The organism is Streptomyces sp. NBC_00104, assembly GCF_045160825.1.
In the GTDB taxonomy this organism is placed as follows: Bacteria; Actinomycetota; Actinomycetes; order Streptomycetales; family Streptomycetaceae; genus Streptomyces.
Window position 1 is genome coordinate 7,776,495 of record NZ_CP108215.1, and the last position, 18,801, is coordinate 7,795,295.

At 72.1% G+C, this 18,801-nt stretch carries 14 protein-coding genes and 1 riboswitch; of the genes, 5 read left to right on the forward strand and 9 right to left on the reverse strand.

What is annotated here, in order from left to right:
• Positions 1 to 50 precede the first annotated feature (50 nt).
• Both OG272_RS34265 and OG272_RS34270 read left to right on the forward strand, forming a co-directional pair.
• Entirely contained in the window at positions 51 to 1,490 is a 1,440-nt protein-coding gene (locus tag OG272_RS34265) for an RICIN domain-containing protein (RefSeq protein WP_327727732.1), read from the forward strand.
• A gap of 2 nt (positions 1,491 to 1,492) precedes the next feature.
• A complete protein-coding gene (locus OG272_RS34270) occupies positions 1,493 to 2,890 on the forward strand; it encodes a ricin-type beta-trefoil lectin domain protein (RefSeq protein ID WP_327727731.1) in 1,398 nt (465 codons plus the stop codon).
• A 79-nt stretch (positions 2,891 to 2,969) separates the two neighbouring features.
• Here the strand turns inward: OG272_RS34270 and OG272_RS34275 are convergent, their stop codons facing one another.
• The 3 genes from OG272_RS34275 to OG272_RS34285 all read right to left on the reverse strand — a co-directional run bounded on the left by OG272_RS34275 (position 2,970) and on the right by OG272_RS34285 (position 6,515).
• Positions 2,970 to 5,039, reverse strand: coding sequence for an ATP-binding protein (locus OG272_RS34275; protein WP_327727730.1), 2,070 nt, complete (start codon positions 5,037 to 5,039; stop codon positions 2,970 to 2,972).
• On the reverse strand, positions 5,036 to 5,692 hold the full coding sequence (locus OG272_RS34280) for a DUF4255 domain-containing protein (protein WP_327727729.1): 657 nt from the start codon (positions 5,690 to 5,692) through the stop codon (positions 5,036 to 5,038). Before OG272_RS34280 ends, OG272_RS34275 begins: the two co-directional genes overlap by 4 nt.
• Before the next feature lie 133 nt (positions 5,693 to 5,825).
• Positions 5,826 to 6,515, reverse strand: a complete 690-nt coding sequence (locus OG272_RS34285) for a response regulator transcription factor (RefSeq protein WP_326577164.1) — start codon at positions 6,513 to 6,515, stop codon at positions 5,826 to 5,828.
• A gap of 309 nt (positions 6,516 to 6,824) precedes the next feature.
• Between OG272_RS34285 and OG272_RS34290 the strand changes: the two genes are divergently transcribed.
• On the forward strand, positions 6,825 to 10,052 hold the full coding sequence (locus OG272_RS34290; protein WP_405895451.1) for an AAA family ATPase: 3,228 nt from the start codon (positions 6,825 to 6,827) through the stop codon (positions 10,050 to 10,052).
• A gap of 293 nt (positions 10,053 to 10,345) precedes the next feature.
• Here the strand turns inward: OG272_RS34290 and OG272_RS34295 are convergent, their stop codons facing one another.
• From OG272_RS34295 to gcvT, 6 genes are all read right to left on the reverse strand, one after another.
• The gene (locus OG272_RS34295; RefSeq protein WP_405895452.1) at positions 10,346 to 11,245 is read right to left on the reverse strand and encodes a nucleotidyl transferase AbiEii/AbiGii toxin family protein; all 900 of its coding nucleotides are present in this window, start codon (positions 11,243 to 11,245) and stop codon (positions 10,346 to 10,348) included.
• On the reverse strand, positions 11,245 to 11,865 hold the full coding sequence (locus OG272_RS34300) for a type IV toxin-antitoxin system AbiEi family antitoxin domain-containing protein (protein ID WP_326577160.1): 621 nt from the start codon (positions 11,863 to 11,865) through the stop codon (positions 11,245 to 11,247). The genes OG272_RS34295 and OG272_RS34300 overlap by 1 nt, the downstream gene beginning before the upstream one ends.
• A 261-nt stretch (positions 11,866 to 12,126) precedes the next feature.
• Positions 12,127 to 13,494 (reverse strand): L-serine ammonia-lyase, encoded by a 1,368-nt coding sequence (locus OG272_RS34305; protein ID WP_327727725.1) that lies wholly within the window; start codon positions 13,492 to 13,494, stop codon positions 12,127 to 12,129.
• Positions 13,495 to 13,604: 110 nt separating this feature from the next.
• Positions 13,605 to 14,870, reverse strand: coding sequence for a serine hydroxymethyltransferase (gene glyA / locus OG272_RS34310; protein ID WP_327727724.1), 1,266 nt, complete (start codon positions 14,868 to 14,870; stop codon positions 13,605 to 13,607).
• 18 nt (positions 14,871 to 14,888) lie between these two features.
• Positions 14,889 to 15,266: a glycine cleavage system protein GcvH gene (gcvH, locus tag OG272_RS34315; protein WP_327727723.1), complete on the reverse strand. Its 378-nt coding sequence runs from the start codon at positions 15,264 to 15,266 to the stop codon at positions 14,889 to 14,891.
• Positions 15,267 to 15,450: 184 nt separating this feature from the next.
• Positions 15,451 to 16,593, reverse strand: coding sequence for a glycine cleavage system aminomethyltransferase GcvT (gene gcvT, locus OG272_RS34320; RefSeq protein ID WP_327727722.1), 1,143 nt, complete (start codon positions 16,591 to 16,593; stop codon positions 15,451 to 15,453).
• A 161-nt stretch (positions 16,594 to 16,754) separates the two neighbouring features.
• Positions 16,755 to 16,853, reverse strand: a riboswitch (glycine riboswitch).
• Between the two features lie 216 nt (positions 16,854 to 17,069).
• Here gcvT and OG272_RS34325 point away from each other — a divergent pair.
• Both OG272_RS34325 and OG272_RS34330 read left to right on the forward strand, forming a co-directional pair.
• Positions 17,070 to 17,738: an AAA family ATPase gene (locus OG272_RS34325; RefSeq protein WP_326577153.1), complete on the forward strand. Its 669-nt coding sequence runs from the start codon at positions 17,070 to 17,072 to the stop codon at positions 17,736 to 17,738.
• A gap of 166 nt (positions 17,739 to 17,904) precedes the next feature.
• Positions 17,905 to 18,681 carry an enhanced serine sensitivity protein SseB gene (locus OG272_RS34330; protein ID WP_328506079.1) on the forward strand — a complete coding sequence of 259 codons (777 nt, stop codon included), beginning with the start codon at positions 17,905 to 17,907 and terminating at the stop codon, positions 18,679 to 18,681.
• Positions 18,682 to 18,801: the final 120 nt, after the last annotated feature.

Sequence of the window (18,801 nt, forward strand, 5' to 3'; positions counted from 1 at the left end):
CTGCCCCGGCGGCTCCTGACCTGAGGACGACCGCCGCGTAGCGTCCCTCTGTGAGCCTTTGGACTTCTCTCGAACCCGCCTCCGCGACCGTGGACCCGGGGAGCAGTACGACGGTGCGGCTGCGTCTGCGCAATACCGGTGACGTGGTGGACGAGTACCGCTTCGAGCCGGTGGGTGAGGTGGCTCCGTGGACGACCGTGGAGCCGCAGACGCTCCGGTTGTATCCGGGGACGACGGGGTCGGTGGAGCTGACGTTCGCGCCGCCGCGCACCCCGGACGCGACGGCGGGGCCGAACGCGTATGCGGTGCGGATCATGCCGACGGAGCATCCGGAGGCGACGACGGTTCCCGAGGGGAATCTGACGATCACTCCGTTCACGGAGGTGCGGGCGGAGCTGGTGCCGCCGACGGTGAAGGGGCGGTTCCGCGGGCGGCCCAAGCTCGCCGTGGACAACCTGGGCAACACGAAGGTGACCGCGTCGGTCAGTGGCAGCGACAACGGCGATCAGCTGTCGTACGACATCCATCCGAGCAATGTGCAGATCGAGCCCGGTCGGGCCGCGTTCGTGAAGGCCACATTGAAGCCGCGCCAGATCAGCTGGTTCGGGTCCAAGGAGGAGCGGCCCTACACCCTGGCGGTGAAGCGGTCGGGCGTGATGCCGGTCGACGTCGAGGGCACCTATGTCCAGCGCAGCTTCCTGCCGGGCTGGCTCGCCACCTGCATGGGGATCTTCCTGGCGCTGGCGATCACCTTCCTGACGCTGTGGCTCGCCTACCAGCCCAAGGTGATCAGTGCGGCCACGGAACTCCGGGAGGCCGCTGTCAGCACGCTGCCGCCCTCGGCCTCGCCGCAACCGCTGGAGTCCGCGCAGCCGGAGCCGACGCCGGAGCCGGAGGAAGCCCCCCCGTCCGAGAAGGCGGACGACGACGACGGCGGTGGCGGCAGCGGTGGCGGTGGCGCGCCCGCCGAGCCGACCGAGCCGGCCGAGGAGAAGGCCGAGAGCGTGCTGCCCGCCCGCAACATCCTCCTGCGCAACCTCGCCACCAAGCTGTGCGCCGACGTCCCCGGCGAGGGCAACGGGCGGAGAGACGGCCGGGTCCAGCAGTTCACCTGCGACGACAGCACGGCGGACAACCAGCTCTGGCACCTGGAGGTGAAGGCCGAGAAGAAGGCGCCCGACGGCAGTGATCTCTTCCAGATCCGCAACGCCAAGGACCAGCTCTGCATGGACCTGCCGAACTACGGAGAGAACCCGATCCACACGAAGATCACGGAGTTCACCTGTGACGGCACGACCAGCGACAACCAGTTGTGGTGGCTCGACCCGCAGCAGAGCGGCGGCTACTGGATCCGCAACTTCGCGAGCAAGAACAGGTGCCTCGAAATCGCGGGCAACGAAGACACACGGAACGAGGTGACCTTGATGCTCTTCCACTGCACCGTCACCGACGACCAGGAATGGCAGATCGTTCCTGGCGCGGGGGCCTGACCATGAGCCTTTGGACTTCCCTCGAACCCGCCTCCACGACCGTGGACCCGGGGGCCGGCACGACCGTACGGCTGCGGCTGCGCAACACCGGTGACGTCGTCGACGAGTACCGCTTCGAGCCCGTAGGCGATGTCGCGCCGTGGACCACCGTGGAGCCGCAGACCTTACGGCTCTACCCGGGGACCACGGGGACGGTGGAACTGACGTTCTCGCCGCCGCGCACCCCCGACGCGACGGCGGGCCCGCACCCGTACGCCGTACGGATCACGCCGACCCAGCACCCGGAGGCGACGACCGTCCCCGAGGGGAACCTGACGATCACCCCGTTCACCGAGGTGCGGGCGGAACTCGTCCCGCCGACGGTGAAGGGGCGGTTCCGGGGGCGGCCCAAGCTCGCCATCGACAACCTCGGCAACACGAAGGTCACCGCCGCCGTCAGCGGCAGCGACAACGGCGACCAGCTGTCGTACGACATCCATCCGGGCAACGTGCAGATCGAGCCCGGTCGGGCCGCGTTCGTGAAGGCCACGCTGAAGCCGAGACAGGTCATCTGGTTCGGCTCCAAGGAGGAGAGACCCTACGCGCTCGCCGTCCAGCGGGCGGGCGTCGCGCCGCAGTCCGTCGACGGCACCTATGTCCAGCGGGGGTTCCTGCCGGGCTGGCTCGCCACCTGCATGGGGATCTTCCTGGCGCTGGCCATCACCTTCGTCACTCTCTGGCTCGCCTACCAGCCCAAGGTCGTCAGCGCCGCGACCGAGCTCCAGGAGGCCGGGACGACGGCCCTGCCGAGCGCCAGCCCGTCCGCGATGGCTCCGGCGCCGAGCATCTCCGCGGCGCCGCTGCCCTCGGAGACGCCCGAGGCTCCTCAGCAGGAGGAGGAGCAGCCCGAGGACCCGGGCTCGACATCCGGTTCCGGTGCGGGCTCCGGCTCCGGCTCCGGCGGCTCGGGGTCCGGGGCCGACAAGGAACCGGAACCGAAGGCCACGACCAGGAAACCGGCCGCCGCCAAGGGATTCCTGATCATCGGCAAGGGTTCGAACCGCTGCGTCGACGTCACGGACGCGGAGAACGGCAAGGGCAAGGACGGCACCCCGCTCCAGATCTGGGACTGCGCCGGTACCGCCAACCAGAAGTGGGACTTCCGGGGCGACGGCACCGTCCGCTCCCTCGGGCTGTGCATGGACGTCGCGTGGGGCTCCCGGGACGACGGCGCCGTCATCCAGCTGGCCAGGTGCAGCGGCAACCCCGCCCAGCAGTTCGTGCTGAGCACCGCCGGTGACCTGGTCAACCCGCAGGCCGACAAGTGCGTCGACGTGAAGGACAACGCCACCGGCAACGGCGCCAAGCTCCAGCTGTGGACGTGCGCGGGCACGCCCAACCAGAAGTGGCGCGTGAAGTAGTCCCGTCCGGCGGGCGCGCCACCCTCGGGGGCGCTCCCGCCGTCCTCACCGGGGCGACTCCCGCCGGATGCCGCGCCCGCTACCAGTTGCCCTCGCCCGGCACCAGCCGCCCGGCCTTGCGGTACTCGCGCTCCGCGCCCTCCCGCAGGTCGGCCGTGGTGACCGGGCCGGCGCGCCCGGCGGCGGCGTAGGCGGCGGTGACGACCGCGCTGCGGATGGAACCGCCGGCCAGCTCGAAGTCGCGGGCGACCGCCGCCGGGTCGGTGTCGTCCGCGCCGGGCACCGCGGCGAGGCTGTGCCGCCACAGGGCCAGCCGCTGGGCGGTGTCCGGGAACGGGAAGTCGACCACCAGATCCAGCCGCCGGGTGAACGCCTCGTCGATGTTGGCCCGCAGATTGGTGGTCAGCACGGCGATGCCGTCGAAGGACTCGAGACGCTGGAGCAGATAGGCGCTCTCCATGTTGGCGTGCTTGTCGTGGGAGTCCTTGACCTCCGAGCGCTTGCCGAACACGGCGTCCGCCTCGTCGAAGAGCAGCACGGCGTCCGTGCGGTCGGCCTCGGTGAAGATCCGTTCGAGGTTCTTCTCGGTCTCGCCCACATACTTGTCGACGATCGAGGAGAGCTGCACCACATAGAGGTCCAGGCCGAGCTCGGCGGCCACGACCTCCGCCGACAGCGTCTTGCCGGTGCCCGACTCGCCCGCGAAGAGTCCGAGGACCCCACGGCCCCGGCCGCCTCCGGCGCTCAGCCGCCAGTCGCCGAGCACACGGTCGCGATGCCGCGCACGCAGGGCGAGTTCCCGCAGCTGGGCCAGGGGCTTGTCGGGCAGGACGAGGTCGCCCCAGCCGACGTCGGGGCGGATCCGGCGGGCGTGCCGCTCCAGCCCGGAGGCGGACTGCAGCCGCGCGGCCAGGCGCAGGTGGTCGGCGGTCACGGGGGTGCCGTCGAACGCCGCGAGGTCCACCGCCGCGCGGGCCGCCCGCTCGATCCGGTCCCCGCCGAGCCGGTACGGGGCGACCGTGGCCGCCAGGTCGAACCCCGGCCCGTCCGCTCCGGCGCCGAGCGCCGCCGCCCAGGCGTCCACCGCGCCCGAGGGCGGCCGGGGCACGTCGAGGACCAGCGGATCACGGTCGCACCACTGCGGGTCGTACGGCTGTTCCCCCGCGAACAGCACGGACACGTCGGCCGCCGTCAACGCCCGCACGAGCGGCCCCGGTCGCTCCGGCAGCGGCGACACCACGACCGCGCAGCCGCGCAGCCGGGCCTCGCGCAGCAGTGGGGGGAGGAGCGCGGACAGCTCGTTCTCGGCCGGCGGGGGCGTGAAGTGCAGGGCCTCCACCCCCGCCGTGCGCAGGGCGGCCCCGGCGCGCACCAGGCCGTCGCCCTCGCGGCGCTCCCGCAGATGGACGGTGACCGGGGCGGCGGCCAGGCGGGCGGCCAGCCTGGCGGTGAACCCGCCGTCCTCCACGGACGAGGAGGACACGACGGACGAGGAGGACACGACGGACGAGGGCGACGGCGACGTGAGCGGACGGACATGGCCGACCAGCGCCGCGTCCAGCGTGTCGTCGCCGAGCAGATGGGCGACCAGCCGGTCCGGCACCCGCAACGCCCGCCCGAGGAAGGGGCGTTCGGGGTCCTCGACGGTCAGCAGCCCGAGCGCGCTCAGCGGCGCCGAAGGCAGGAACCGGGCCCGCGCCCGCGCGAGATGCACGGGCAGCCCGCACAGATCCAGCGCGAGCCCGACGGTGGCCCGACGCCTGCTGACGTCGTCGTTCAGATAGCCGTACAACTGCTCGTAGGAGCGGTCCAGATCGGGCGCCACGGCGATCAGCAGGATCCGCGTGTCCAGTTCGGTGAGCCCGAGCCGCCCCGCGAGCCGCTCCAGCGGACCGTCCGGGGCCGGGCCCCCGTCCGCGTCCTCGCCGCTCTCGAACACGGGGGCGTACGCCTGCGCCGACGGCCCCAGCAGATGCCGTACGCCCTCCTCGGACAGGTACAGCCCGCGCAACGGGTCGTTCGCCGTCGGGTCACCGGCACCGCGCTCGGCCACCAACTCGGCGACCCGTTCGCGCAGTCGGGCCAGCCGGAGGAGGAGCGCGTCGGTGGTGGGCGCCGACGGCGAGCCGGGGGAGGCGTGCGTGGTCACCGCTGTTGTTCCCCGGTGTGCGGAGCGGACGCCAACTGCCCCGGCCGGTGGGCGCGTTCCTCCGAGCCGTCCAGGGAGCCGTCGATGCCGCGTACGCGGATCGCCGCGCCCTCGGTGACCGGGGGACCGGCGTCGTACTCGGGGAAGGCCGGGAAGGGGGCGGTGACCACGAGGTCGAGGGACGGCTTCAGCTCGCCGCCCAGCGCGGACCAGATCTCGGCGAGGGACCGGGACTCGGTGTGCAGTCCCGCCACCGAGACCGGCACGGACAGGCCCAGCGCGCCGAGCGCGCCCGGGAGTTCGCCCGGGGGCAGCAGCTCACGCGTCAGCAGGTTGGCCAGCACCGCCGAGAGCAGCCGGTGTTCGTCCTGGGGCTGTTTCGTCCAGGCGGTGACCAGGTACGACAGCCGGAACCAGCGGGGCGGCTGCCGACGGCGTACGACGATGTCCCGCGCGTCGCGGACGGGCATGTGGCCGCGCTGGCGGCGGGAGACGTCCTCCCGGATGTCGTACAGATAGGTGTTGACGGCGGTCGCGTTGCGCCGGGCCGCCCAGTCGCGGGTCGGGGCCTCGAAGGAGACGTCGATGCCGGAGCCGGCCAGGGCACCACCGCCGATCAGTCCCTTGAGGACCTCGTCCACCTCGTGGATCACGGTCGTGCTCCTGCTGTGTCGTGTGCCTGTCCGCCGATCCTGCCCGTCGGGGACGCCGTATGCGCAGATGTGCCGGGGACGTCGAGCGGGCAGAGTGTGGTGCCCAAGTGGCCCGTTGGGTCTGCCCGTTCGATCAGATGTAGCCTTCCCGGAGGGCATAGGCCACCGCGTGCGCCCGGTTGCGGAGATGCAGCCGGGTGGTGAGCCCGTGCATCACGTTCTTGACGGTGCGTTCGGAGTAGGAGAGCTTGCTCGCGATCTCGCCGGTGTCCATCCCCTCGGCGACGAGCCGGAGGACGTCGATCTCCCGCGGCACCAGGCCGGACAGCGGCGCCCCGGTGCGTCCGGCCACGGAACGCTGCAGCGTCCCCACCTGGTTGATCAGCCGGCCGAGCAGATCGGCGGGCAGGTCGCCGTCCCCGCGCGAGGCCGCGAGCACCGCCTGCGCCAGCCGGTGCGCGGTGGCCTCGTGCCGCCAGACGATGGCCCCGACCCCGCACTCGATGACATCGAGCAGCTCGGTCTCGCGGATCAGGCTCACCACCAGGACCGCGCGTGCCCCCTCGCTGCGCACCAGTCGGCGCAGCGCGGAGAGCAGCGGCTCGTCCGGTGTGTCACCGACCAGCACGGCCACGGTGCCCGGCCGTACCTCGGCGTCGTCCACCAGGTCGATCACCGGGTGCCCGCGCAGCTGGCTGAGCACTCCGGCGCGGGAGAGCGGGTCGAGGGTGTGGACCACGACGGGGATACGGCGCCGGGGCTCCTGGGGCTCGGCCGTGGCCGTGGCCGCCGCCGTGTCCGCGGTCCGGAATGTGCTGCGCAACCGTTTCTCCCGTATGCACGAAAACGCCGCTCCTGCGAGGGGAGTGGCCGATGGGCTCGATTCACCCTTCTGTGTGTCGTGTGCGCTGCGCAATCGTGGAGGACCACGAGACACACCACGAGATTCACCGCGGGACCGACCACCGGACCGACCACCGGACCGACCGCGGGACCGACCACGGGACCGGCCACGGGACCGGCCACGGCGCTTTCACGCCGACCGCTGGCGAACGGTGCACCCCGACGGGCCATGCCCCGTCTACGGAAGCGGAAAACGACAGTCCACGACAGTCCACGACAGGAGACAGCGATGTGCGCGCCGGAACCGCTTCTCGAACGCCGTGAGCCCCTGGAGCTGCTGGCCGCCGAGGCCGCCCGCGCCCGGGGCGGCTCCGGCCGTCTGGTGCTGCTCCGGGGCGCCACCGGCACCGGCCGCACCGCACTCCTGGAGGCCGCCGCCGACCACGCGGCGGCGAACGGCATGCGTGTCCTGCGTGCCCGCTGCTCGCCCGAGCACTCCTCCGTGCCGTTCGACACCGTATTCCAACTCCTCGCCCACGGACCGGAGTTCGACCAGGCCGCCGGCGAGGAACCGGACCCGCCGGGCACCCCGCCGCACCGGGGCAGGCCCGCGCGCCTGTGGCGCCTGCTGAACTCCTACGCGGCCGAGTCCCCGCTGCTCGTCGCCGTGGACGACGCGCACTTCGCCGACGCCCCGTCCCGCCGCTGGCTCGTCGAGGCCGTCCGCCGCATCGACCGGCTGCCGGTGCTCCTGGTGGTCACCGAGCGCAGCCAGTACGACATCGACCGCCCGGCGGACGGCCTCGCGCACGCCCTCTCCCCTGCCCTCGTGCACACCCGCACCCTGGCCCCGCTGAGCCCGGACGCCGCCGCACGGCTGGTCCGTTCCGTCCACGGCGGTGCCCCGCCGGAGCGGGTCGACGCCTGCTTACGGGCGGGCGCGGGCAACCCGCTGTTGCTGCGCGCCCTGCTCGCAGACCTCCACAACGCCGGCCCCGAGGCCTTCCCCGCTGCCCTCCCGGACACCTGCGCCGCGCTCTACTCGGGCACCTACGCCGCCGCGGTGTCCTGGTGGCTGGACAGCGCGGGGCCCGCGACCACCGAGGTCGCCCGCGCGCTCGCCGCGCTGGACGACGAGGCCGCCCCCGTACCGGCCGACGCCGACCTGCTCGCCCGCACGGCCGACGCCGACCCCGCCCGCGTACCCGGCTGGCTCACCGCGATGACCTGCCTCGGCCTGCTGCGCCCCGACCCCGAGGGCCGGCCCCGCTACGCCCATCCGCTGCTGCGGGACGCCGTGCTGGGCGGCTGGGCCGGCGCCGACCGGCAGGCCGCCCACCGCCGGGCCGCCGAGGCGATGCTGCACCGCGGCGACCACGCCGAGGCCGTCGCGGGACAACTGCTGCGCTGCGGCCCCGTCGGCGAGGCCTGGGCGACCGGAGCCCTGCTCGACGCCGCCGACCTCGCCGTCCGCGAGGACCGCAGCGACGACGCCCTCGCCTACCTCCGCCGCGCCCTGGACGAGCCGATGCCGGCCGCCCGCCGCACCGTGGTCCTCACCGAACTGGGCTCCCTGGAGTACGCCACCGTACGGTCCACCGCCGGCATACCCCGGCTCGCCGAGGCGATGCGGCTGCCCGGCCCGCCCCGGGAACGCGTCCACGCGGCGGTCGCCCTGGGCACGGCCCTGGCCCGCCGCGGCGAGGCCCGCGCCGCCGTCGACGTGCTGCGCGGACTGCGCGACGAGCACCTGACGGGCCACCCGGACCTGATCCGCACCGTCCAGACCGCCTCCGCGCTGCTCTCCGACCACGACCAGGGCGTACGGCAGGAGGTCTACCGCTGGCTGCGCGAGACCGCCGAGCGCTCACCCCACCTGGTCGGCACCGCGGGACAGGCCCTCCTCGTGCGCTACGAGGCCACCGCGGGCCTGACCTCGGCGGCCTCGGCCATGCACCGCATCCGGGCCCTCCTCTCCCAGCCGTCCGACCCGTCGGCCGAGGTCTTCCTGCTGGGCACCGCCGCCGCCGTCGCCCAGTGGGCCGACCAGCTCGACGAGGCCGAACGACTCGTCCGCCGAGGCCTCAGCGGCCAGCGCACCTCCCTCCTGCACCCCATGCACCTGGCCCTCCTCAACGTCCGCATCGACATCACCGCCGCACGCGGCGCCCACGAGGAGGTCCTCGCCGACCCCGAGGTCGCGCGCGCGGTCGCCGGCCGCCCCGAGTCCGCCAACGCGCTGGCCCACGCGGTCATCGCCCTCGTGGAGACCGGCCGCACGGAGGAGGCCGCCCGCCTCGCAGACGCCTTCGAGGTCCAACACGCCCACGACTCCTGGGAGTTGAACCGCTTCCTCTACGCCCGAGGCCTCCTGCGCGCCGCCACCGGCGACCCCGCGGCCGCCCTGGACGACTTCCTGGAGTGCGGCCGCCGCCAGTGCGCCCGCGACGTCGCCAGCCCCGTCGTCACCCCCTGGCGCACCGCCGCCGCCGCATGCCACCTCGCCCTCGGCCGCCCTCACGAGGCCCTCGCCCTGGCCGAACAGGAACTCGGCCTCGCCGCCATCTGGAACACCCCCCGCGTCCTCGGCCGCGCTCTGTCCGCCCTGGGCACGGCGACGGGCGGACGCCGGGGCCTGGAGCTGGGCGACCGGGCGGTAAGGGTGCTGCGCCAGGGCGTCGACGGCACGCCGGAGGAGGCCACGGGGACCGCCGGGGCCGCCGTCGTGGCACTGGGCGGTATCGCCGGGCCCACGGCCACGGGAAGTCCCACGCCGGGCGGGTCCACCGTGGCGGGGGTGGGCGGCCCCGGGCCGGCCAAGGGCGGCTGGACACAAGGCGGATCACGTGCGACGGCGACGGCGGTGCACGGCTGGACGCTGGGCGAAGGTCCCGCGAGGGCCGTGGGCCGCTGGACGCCGGACACCGGCCCCGCGAGGGCCGTGAACGGCCGGCCCGCGGGCGGAGCGTCCACGACACCGTCGATCGACGGCTGGGCCTCGGCAGAAGCACCGGGCGGAGGCCGGACTCCGGCATCGGCCGGAGGCCGGACCCCGGCACCGGGCGGAAGCCGGACCCCGGCACCGGCCGGAGGCCGGACCGTGGCGCCGGGCGGTGCGCCGGTCGAGACGGAGCTGATACCGGCGCTCGTGGCGCAGGGGCGGGGGCTCGCCTCCGCCGGGGAGCGGGCGCGGGCCCGTGACGCCTTCCGCGAGGCGGCCGAACGCGCCGAACGCCTGGGCGCGCTCCGCCTCCGCGCGGTCGCGGAATCAGCCCTGCGCGAGGGCGGCGCCCGCCGCCCCGCGGCGGCCCTGACCGGCCCCTCCGCCCTCACCGCGGGCGAGCGCCGCATCGCCGAACTCGCCGCGCAGAACCGCACGAACACCGAGATAGCCCAACTCCTGCACCTCGCCCGCCGCACCGTCGAGACCCACCTGACCAGCACCTACCGCAAGCTCGGCATCCGCCGCAGGTCAGAACTGGGCGCGGCCCTCGCGCACACCGAGGAGAACGCCTGACCGCCACCCGCGTCACACGGTCCGGTGTACGACGTGACCGCGGACCTACGTCCCGTCGAGACCGGCTTCCTCCGGGTGGCCGCCACCCAGGACGACGCCAACCCGCCCCGAACGCACCCGACCTGCTCGCCCCCGCCTTGCACGCCCACCCCGTCGCGGACCCCCGCCGAGCACCCTTGCCGACGGCCTCCTGTCCCCACCGGGGACCAGTGAGGCGGACAGCCCCTGAAGGGGCGCTCAGCACTCGATGATGTTCACCGCGAGCCCGCCCCGGGCCGTCTCCTCGTACTGGCTCATGACCATGTGAGGGTCGCTGCATTCCATGTGCGGGTGGTGGCGTCACCGTTGAGGAGAGTGTCTGCGAAGGCGGTGACCTGCCGGACGACGTCGGTGAAGCGGTCGGGGTAGCCGGTTGCGGCGGGGCCTTGCCGGCGGCGCCAGGCGGTGTAGGAGGTCTGGCGACGCTCGCCGAGGTCGGTGATCGCGGTGCTGAGGGGTTTCAGGGCGATGCCGCGGTGTGTGGCGGTGGCGGTCAATGCCGTGGTGAGTTCTTGGCCGTCGAGGTCGTTGAGGGTGAGCAGGCGGTAGAGGTCGCCGTAGTCGCGGTCGCGGGTGTTGAGGTCGCCGAGTGAGACGGCGGTGGAGAGTTTCTCGGCGATGACGGTTGCGAGGGGGTAGCCGAGGATCTGGAAGCTCTCCGTCGTGAGCTGCTGCGGGTAGTCGATGATCCGGGGGCCGGGGGTGACAGGGTCGCCGAAGCTGACGTCCAACTGGAGCTTGAGCCGGGCCCGGGCGATGGATGCGGCCATGGACAGACGCAGTCCGTGGTACTCGTCCTCCTCGCGGATGGGGACGGTCTTGAGCGTCGCGGGGTCGAATGTCACTCCGTCGTCGATCCCGGTGGCGGCGATGCCGGCGATCCTGCGGATGATCTCGGCCTCGTTGCCTGGGAACGAGCGGCCGAGGATGTCGATGTCGCGGGTCATCCGACGCGCGCCGAACTGGGCCAGCAGCAAGCCGCCCTTGAGGACGAAGTGGTCGCGCCCAAGGGGTGATGCGGCCATGCGGTAGAGGAACCGTTCGAGGACGTAATCGACCATGACCTCGTCCGTGGACCGGCTGTTGCGGCGGGCCAGGTTGCGAAGGTCGTTGTAGACGCGGCCGGCGGTGGTGTCGCGTGTGGGGTTGGCCATCAGGCGAGCACCGCCTCCACGGCGGGGCGGACGACAGAGAGAGCGCCCAACTCGCGTGCGATGTCCTGGAGTTCGCTGACCCCGCCACGGCCGCTCCGGCGCAGATAGCGGCCGAGTGCGGAGAGCGCGAGGGTCTCGCCGATGCGGCTGCGGTGGCGCATCGCGTCGACGACGCAGCGGGCTGCGTTGTACACGGGGACGGTCTCTCCTGGAGCTGCTTCGAACCGTTCGATGCCGAGGGCGAAGGTCTTCGAGGCGTACTGCGCCACCACGGTCGGCGGGTAGGAAATCGTGGGGCGGCGAGTACCGCGCGGCACGGCGATGTGCACTGCTGCGGGGATGTCGTCGATCAGTTCATGCAGGGCCAGGGCGGACTCGCCGCACACGACGGCGCGTGGAGCCCGCGTGCACACGGCCAGCAGATCTGCGTGCGCGGTCTCTGGTGCGTCTGCCTGTCGGTACACCCCACGGGACAGTTCGTCTATGTCCCCCTTCGCGACCAAGGACGCCAGATCGCGGGGGGAGAGCAGGGCCTGACGTGCCTGCGCCGTCGTGAACGTGGGAGAGAGGCCGGTCAGCCGCTGCTCCAGGCGCGAACGCGAGTTCTCCGCAGCACTCATGTATCCAATAGTACCCCTCAAGTGGGCTTAGGGGATCGATTTGATACATTCTGGCGATGGTCGGCGGTCAGGGCGCATCGGAACAGTGGTCGAGGGTGCCACGAACCCCCAGGTCAGGCGCCCATTCCATGGGATTTCCCGGGGACTTTTCGCCGACTTTCACACCTGTCCCAGGGGCATTCCGGGGACTTTCCGCCGGGTGAGCAGAGAAGGCCCCGACAGCGCCGAAAGAAACGAACACGCCGGTCAGGGCCCATCCCCTCAGCACTCGATGATGTTCACCGCGAGCCCGCCCCGCGCCGTCTCCTTGTACTTGACGCTCATGTCGGCGCCGGTCTCCTTCATGGTCTTGATGACCTTGTCGAGGGACACCTTGTGGGAGCCGTCGCCGCGCATGGCCATCCTGGCCGCCGTGACGGCCTTCACCGCGGCCATGCCGTTGCGTTCGATGCAGGGGATCTGCACGAGGCCGCCGACGGGGTCGCAGGTGAGGCCGAGGTTGTGTTCCATGCCGATCTCGGCGGCGTTCTCGACCTGTTCGGGGCTGCCGCCGAGGACTTCGGCGAGGGCGCCTGCGGCCATCGAGCAGGCGGAGCCGACCTCGCCCTGACAGCCGACCTCGGCGCCGGAGATGGAGGCGTTCTCCTTGAAGAGCATGCCGATGGCGCCGGCGGCCAGGAGGAAGCGGACCACGCCGTCCTCGTCCGCGCCCGGCACGAAGTTGATGTAGTAGTGCAGGACGGCGGGGATGATGCCGGCCGCGCCGTTGGTGGGGGCCGTGACGACGCGGCCGCCGGCGGCGTTCTCCTCGTTCACGGCCATCGCGTAGAGGGTGATCCACTCCATGGAGCGGGCCAGCGGGTCGCCCTCCGCCCGGAGTTGGCGGGCCGACATGGACGCGCGGCGGCGTACGCGCAGGCCACCGGGGAGGATGCCCTCGCGGGTCATGCCGCGTGAGACGCAGGCCTGCATCACGCGCCAGATGTCGAGGAGGCCGGAGCGGATCTCGTCCTCGGTGCGCCAGGCGCGCTCGTTCTCCAGCATCAGCGCGGAGATCGACAGGCCCGTCTCCTTGGCCACCCGGAGCAGCTCGTCGCCCGTGCGGAAGGGGTACTTGAGGGGCGTGTCGTCGAGTTTGATGCGGTCCGCGCCGACCGCGTCCTCGTCGACGACGAAGCCGCCGCCGACGGAGTAGTACGTCTTCGACAGGAGTTCGGCGCCGTCCGCGTCGTACGCCCAGATCGTCATGCCGTTGGCGTGGTAGGGCAGCGTCTCACGGCGGTGCAGGACCAGGTCCTCGTCGAAGGCGAAGGGGATCTCGTGGTCGCCGAGCAGGCGGATGCGGCCCGATTCCCTGATCGCCTCCACCCGGTCGTCGGCCGACTCGACGTCCACCGTGCGCGGTGAGGCGCCCTCCAGGCCCAGGAGGACGGCCTTGGGGGTGCCGTGGCCGTGACCGGTCGCGCCCAGGGAGCCGTACAGCTCGACGCGCACCGAGGCGACGCCCGCGAGCAGTTCCTCGTTGCGCAGTCGGCGGGCGAACATCCGGGCGGCCCGCATCGGGCCGACCGTGTGGGAGCTGGACGGGCCGATGCCGATCGAGAACAGGTCGAAGACCGAGATGGCCACGGTGACTCCTCAGAACGGGGGAGGGTGGTGCGGGGGGTGGGGCACCGCGCTCACTGCCCAGTGTGCGCGGTGCCCCGGAGAAGCGGGACTACGTACCGGTGAAGCCCGGGTTACTTCCCCAGCCCCGGGTACAGCGGGTGCTTGTCCGCGAGGGCCTTGACCCGGGTCCTGAGGACTTCGGCCTCGTAGGACGGCTTCAGCGCCTCGGCGATGACGTCGGCGACCTCGGTGAAGTCCTCGGCCGTGAAGCCGCGGGTGGCCAGGGCGGGGGTGCCGATGCGCAGGCCGGAGGTGACCATGGGCGGGCGGGGGTCGTTGGGGACCGCGTTGCGGTTGACGGTGATGCCGACCTCGTGGAGGCGGTCCTCGGCCTGCTGCCCGTCCAGCTCGGAGGCGCGCAGGTCGACCAGGATCAGGTGCACGTCGGTGCCGCCGGACAGGACGTCCACGCCGGCCTCACGCGCGTCCGGGGCCGTCAGCCGCTCGGCGAGGATCCGCGCGCCTTCGACGGTGCGGCGCTGGCGCTCCTTGAAGTCCTCCGAGGCAGCGACCTTGAAGGACACCGCCTTCGCGGCGATCACGTGCTCCAGGGGGCCGCCCTGGAAGCCGGGGAAGACGGAGGAGTTCAGCTTCTTCGCGAACTCCTTCTTGGCGAGGATGATCCCGCCGCGCGGACCGCCGAGCGTCTTGTGCGTGGTGGACGTGACCACGTCCGCGTGCTCGACGGGGTTGGGGTGCAGCCCGGCGGCGACCAGGCCCGCGAAGTGCGCCATGTCCACCCACAGATACGCCCCGACCTCGTCGGCGATCCGGCGGAACTCGGCGAAGTCCAGCTGACGCGGGTACGCCGACCAGCCCGCGATGATCACCTTCGGCCGGTGCTCCTTGGCGAGCTTCTCCAGTTCGGCCATGTCGACGAGGCCGGTGGCGGTGTCGACGTGGTAGGCGACGACGTTGAACTGCTTGCCGGAGAAGTTCAGGCGCATGCCGTGGGTGAGGTGGCCGCCGTGGGCGAGGTCCAGGCCGAGGATGGTGTCGCCGGGCTGGGCCAGGGCGAAGAGGGCGGCCTGGTTGGCGGAGGCGCCGGAGTGGGGCTGGACGTTGGCGTACTCGGCGCCGAAGAGGTCCTTGACGCGGTCGATGGCGATCTGTTCGGTGACGTCGACGTGTTCGCAGCCGCCGTAGTAGCGGCGGCCGGGGTAGCCCTCGGCGTACTTGTTGGTGAGGACCGTGCCCTGGGCCTCCATGACCGCGACGGGAGCGAAGTTCTCCGAGGCGATCATCTCCAGGGTGGACTGCTGGCGGTGCAGCTCGGCGTCGACGGCCGCGGCGACCTCCGGGTCCAGCTCGTGCAGGGGCGTGTTCAGCAGCGACATGCGTACGACCTCGTCTTCTCAGCCGGCGGTGTGGGCGACGTACTCGTCGGCGGAGAGCAGATCGTCCGGCTCCTGCGCGACACGTACCTTGAACAGCCATCCGCCCTCGAACGGGGCGGTGTTCACCAGCGACGGGTCGCTGACGACGTCCTCGTTGATCTCGGTGATCTCACCGGAGACCGGCGAGTACAGGTCGCTGACCGACTTCGTGGACTCCAGTTCGCCGCAGGTCTCGCCCGCGGTCACCGTGGAGCCCACCTCGGGGAGCTGGGCGTAGACGACATCGCCGAGCGCGTTCGCCGCGAACTCCGTGATGCCGACCGTCGAGACGCCGTCCTCGGCGCCCGACAGCCACTCGTGCTCCTTGCTGTAGCGCAGCTGCTGGGGGTTGCTCATGGCCTGAATTCTCCTGTACGCGGGGGAGTGGTGATGAATGGGGGACAGCTGAAACCGCTGTTGAGCAGCGCGGATGTGCCCAGTGTCACGCTCGGGCTCCGCACGGGTGCCGCTTCCGGACGACTTCGCATACGACTTCGCATACGGCTGCGCATGTGACGACGAACCAACGACTACGAAAGTGTCACTTCTGCCGTTTGTAGAACGGCAGCGCCACGACCTCGTACGGCTCGTGGCTGCCCCGGATGTCCACGCCCACACCGGCGGTGCCCGGCGCGGAGTGCGGGGCGTCGACGTACGCCATGGCGATCGGCCTGCCCAGGGTGGGGGAGGGCGCGCCGGAGGTGACCTCGCCGATCACCTTGCCGTCGGCGACGACCGGGTACCCGGCGCGCGGCACCCGGCGGCCCTCGGCGACCAGCCCGACGAGGACACGCGGAGGAGCGACGGCAGCGCGCTCGGCGGCCGCTGCCAGCGCCGTGCGCCCGACGAAGTCGCCCTCCTTCTCGAACTTCACGACCCGCCCGAGCCCGGCGTCGAAGGGCGTCAGCGCGGTGGACAGCTCGTGCCCGTACAGCGGCATCCCCGCCTCCAGGCGCAGCGTGTCCCGGCAGGACAGCCCGCAGGGCACCAGGCCGGTGCCCTCGCCCGCCTTGGTCAGCGCCTGCCACAGCTCGACGGCGTGCTCCGGCTTCACGAACAGCTCGAAGCCGTCCTCACCGGTGTACCCGGTGCGGGCGATCAGCGCGGGGACTCCGGCGACCGTGCCGGGCAGCCCCGCGTAGTACTTCAGACCGTCGAGATCGGCGTCGGTGAGGGAGGCCAGGATCCCGGGCGACTCGGGGCCCTGCACGGCGAGCAGCGCGTACGCGTCCCGGTCGTCCCGCACCTCGGCGTCGAACCCGGCGGAACGCTCGACGAGCGCGTCCAGCACCACCTGGGCGTTGGAGGCGTTCGCGACGACCAGGTAGGTCGAGGATCCGGCCTCCGTGTCCGCCAGCCGGTAGACGATCAGGTCGTCGAGGATGCCGCCGTCCTCGCGGCAGATCATGGTGTAGCGGGCGCGGCCGGGCTTCACCCCGCCGATGTTGCCGACCAGCGCGTGGTCCAGCAGCGCGGCGGCCCGCGGGCCGGAGACGGTGATCTCGCCCATGTGGGAGAGGTCGAAGAGGCCGGCCCTCGTGCGGACGGCGGTGTGCTCGTCGCGTTCGGAGCCGTAGCGCAGGGGCATGTCCCAGCCTGCGAAGTCGGTCATCGTGGCACCGAGCGAGCGATGCAGGGCATCGAGCGCGGTACGGCGCGATCCAGCGGTCGGGCTACTGCTCATCGGTTCTGCTCCCAGGGCATGACAGGCGAGGAAAGATCCTCCCCATCTGTCATCGGAACCTGAGAGGTTCACCACGACCGTACGTACCGGTGGTCGTGACTTGCACCGTGGGTGGAGCCGCCCTCCGTGGAAGAGGAATGCGGCCCGCTTTTCAGATGTGCCTCGCCCGCGCGGTATCTGGGCCTGAGAGATTCAAGGGAGGGACTTGCTCCTTCGGCGCCCCAGCGAACGGCTGCTGGGAGCTCTCCCGCGCGGATTCAAGCGGCCGGTATGCAGTTGGCGGGCACATCATTGCACGCATCGACGCGGTGCGGCAGGGGGACCTTTCACAGAGAGGGACGACGGAGCACAGGCGGACACAGCGGTCCGTAGCACTCTTGTGGCAGGACGAGGACTGAACCAGGAGGGATCGGGCATTACCTTCTCTTTACAATCTGTGGGGATGGGACCTCCAACCCCTGGGGAGGACGATCACGGTGAACAGGACCACGGCATACGCGACGACCTCGGGCATCGCGATGCCCGAGCAGCCCGTCGTACCGGCCGGTGAGGCGTGCGGCCCGTTCCCGAGGGCGGTCGTCCGCGACCTCAGGGAGCGGGCCGGGCGGAGTCCCCACGGGCTGTCCTTCGGACCGGGCGACCTGGTGGTCGTCACCGGGCTGCCCGGCAGCGGCAAGTCGACGCTGATGCGGCGGGCGGTGCCCGGCGTCCGGATCGACTCCCAGGACACCCGCGACCGCTTCGACGCGCGCTTCGCCCGCCATCTGCCGTACGCGCTCTACCGGCCCTTCGTACGCCTCGCCCACTACGCCGGGCTGCGGCGTGCCCTCCGCTCGGGGGAGGGCATCGTCGTGCACGACTGCGGAGCCCAGGCGTGGGTACGAAGTTGGCTCGCGCGCGAGGCCGTAAGGCGGGGCGGCACATTGCACCTGCTGTTGCTCGACGTGACTCCCGGTGAGGCGCGGGACGGGCAGCGGGAGCGGGGGCGGGGGGTGTCGCGCTACGCCTTCGCCCGGCACCGGGGCGCCATGACCCGGCTGCTGAGTGCGGTGGAGAAGGGGCGGCTGCCGCAGGGGTGTGGGGCGGCGGTGATCATTGACCGGGCCGCCGCGGATGCGCTGAAGCGGATCGACTTCGTGGGGTGAGATCCAGGGGAGAGCTCGGGGGGTGAGATCGCGGGGAGGGCTCGGGGGGTGCGGGTGCGTGGTGGTTGATTCCGCGGTTCCCCGCGCCCCTTCAGGGGTGCCCGGGGCGGCCGGGGCGTTAAGGTGCAGCTACAACAGCATCACGGAGCAAAGCGGTAGGCAGCAGATGGACTTCCCGGCGGACTTTCCGGCACAGGCGTATCCCCATGGGCACGGCGGGTGGCCCGGCAATGAGCTGGAGGAGGTGCTGTCCGCGTCTCTCGGGGTGCCCCAGGCCGGGGCGCGCATCGTGGAGGTGCTTGCCCGCAGCTTCGTGTGGGTGCCGCTGCCGGAGGGCGGCGGTCCGCACAGCGGTCAGCTGGACCTGCCCACGATGGAGTTCGACGGGCAGGCGTACGTGCCGGTCTTCAGCTCCGAGGAGCAGTTCCGCCAGGTCGTCGGCAACCACATGTCGTACACCATCGCCCCGGCCGTCGAGTTCGCGCGCGGTCTGCCCCCGCAGATCGGCCTCGCCCTGAACCCGGACGCTGTCGTGGGCATCCCGCTGCCGCCGCCCGCCGTGGCCGAGCTGTGCCGGGCCGGGCGGACCACACTGGACGGATCGGCGAGCGGCGCCCGGGTACGGCTGTTCGAGCCGGACTGGCAGGACGACCCCGTGGACTTCCTCGCCGCCGCCTCGGCCGAGTTCGCCGGAATCGGAGTGGTCCTCTCCGCCCGCCGCTGCCTCGCCTCCATCGAGACCGCCGACCCCGTCATGTTCATCGGCGTCGACCTGGCCTCCTGGGAGGCCGACCGCGCCCTCCCCCTCGCCGCCCTCGGCCGAGCGCTCACCAAGACACCCGTCCCCTGGCCGGTCAACATGGTCTTCCTGGACGTGGCGCAGGACCCGGTGGGCGACTGGCTCCGTGAAAAAGTACGACCCTTCTACCAACAGGGTTACTGACCAGTTCTTTCAGGGGCGCGGGGAACGGCGCGACCAGCCACGACGGCGCCGCGACCCGCGACGCACAACAACCCCCGAGCCCTGACCGGCTCAACCCGCACACCACCTAAGCTGTTTCCT